Raw genomic sequence first — 1,230 nt, forward strand, 5'->3', positions numbered from 1 at the left:
TGGACTGACCCCATGACTGTAGACATATCCTGACCTCACGACGAGGCCTGTTCAAAGGCCTCCGGACTGACCCCGCCGAGATGACTGTGGCGCCGGGCCCGGTTGTAGAACACTTCAATGTAATCGAAGATATCGGCCCGGGCCAGATCCCGGGTTTTATAGATGCGTTTTCTGATCCGCTCTTTTTTCAGTGAACTGAAGAACGATTCGGCCACTGCATTATCCCAGCAGTTGCCACGCCGGCTCATGCTCGGGGTCAGGTTATTGGCCCGGCAGAAGCGCTGCCAGTCGTCGCTGCCGTACTGGCTGCCCTGGTCCGAGTGCACGATAACCTCGCCGTCGGGTTTACGCCGCCAGAGCGCCATCATTAGTGCATCCAGCGCCAGTTCGCGTGAGAGAGTGGGCTTCATCGACCAGCCGACCACGTTACGGGCGAAGAGATCGATAACCACCGCCAGATACAACCATCCCTGCCAGGTGCGGATATAAGTAATATCGGTGACCCAGACCTGATTGGCCCGGACAACGGTAAACTGCCGCTGCACGCGATTAGGAGCGACCACTGAAGGTCTGCCGGCGATACGACGTGGCGCTTTATAGCCGCGTACAGCTTTAATCCGGTTCAGTTGCATGATGCGGCCCACCCGGTTTTTACCGCAGGTTTCCCCGATTTCGTTCAGGTCGCCATGAACCCGTCTGTAACCGTATACGCCGCCGCTCAGTGAATATGAGTCGCGGATAAGCATCAGCAAACGCTGGTTATCTTTATCACGCGCCGAGACCGGGTTGTGCAGCCACGCATAGAACCCGGCCCGGGCGACATTCAGTACCCGACACATCGTCATCACACCCCATACCGTGCGGTGTTCATTGATAAAGCGGTACTTCAGTCGGGCTCCCTTGCAAAGTACCGCGCGGCCTTTTTCAGGATATCCCGTTCTTCTTCGGTGCGTTTTAGCTGCGCCCGTAGTTTCAGGATCTCGCTTTTGGCTTCCAGTAAATCCCGGGCATGCTGTTCGCTGTTATCAGGCTTGATAGCCCGTAGCCACTTGTAGAGGCTGTGCGCAGAAACGCCCAGACGGTCGGATACTTCGGCAACGGAATAACCGCGTTCTGTTATCTGACGGACGGCTTCTTCCTTAAATTCAGGTGTAAATCGTGGTGTGCCCATACGCTCCTCCTATGCTCAAACTATAGGGCAGGATCGTCTACCGGGGTGGGGTCAGTCCA

General features: G+C 56.3%; 1 protein-coding gene. It reads right to left on the bottom strand.

What is annotated here, in order from left to right; translation table 11 throughout:
- Positions 1–35 precede the first annotated feature (35 nt).
- A protein-coding gene (locus ACLJXE_RS24295) for an IS3 family transposase (protein ID WP_410752237.1) occupies positions 36–1,171 on the bottom strand; the annotation gives its coding sequence in 2 pieces (ribosomal slippage) (positions 36–925 and positions 925–1,171; 1,137 coding nt in all).
- Positions 1,172–1,230 lie beyond the last annotated feature (59 nt).

Origin of the sequence: Citrobacter sp. U14242 (assembly GCF_046555775.1) — a bacterium.
GTDB lineage: Bacteria > Pseudomonadota > Gammaproteobacteria > Enterobacterales > Enterobacteriaceae > Citrobacter.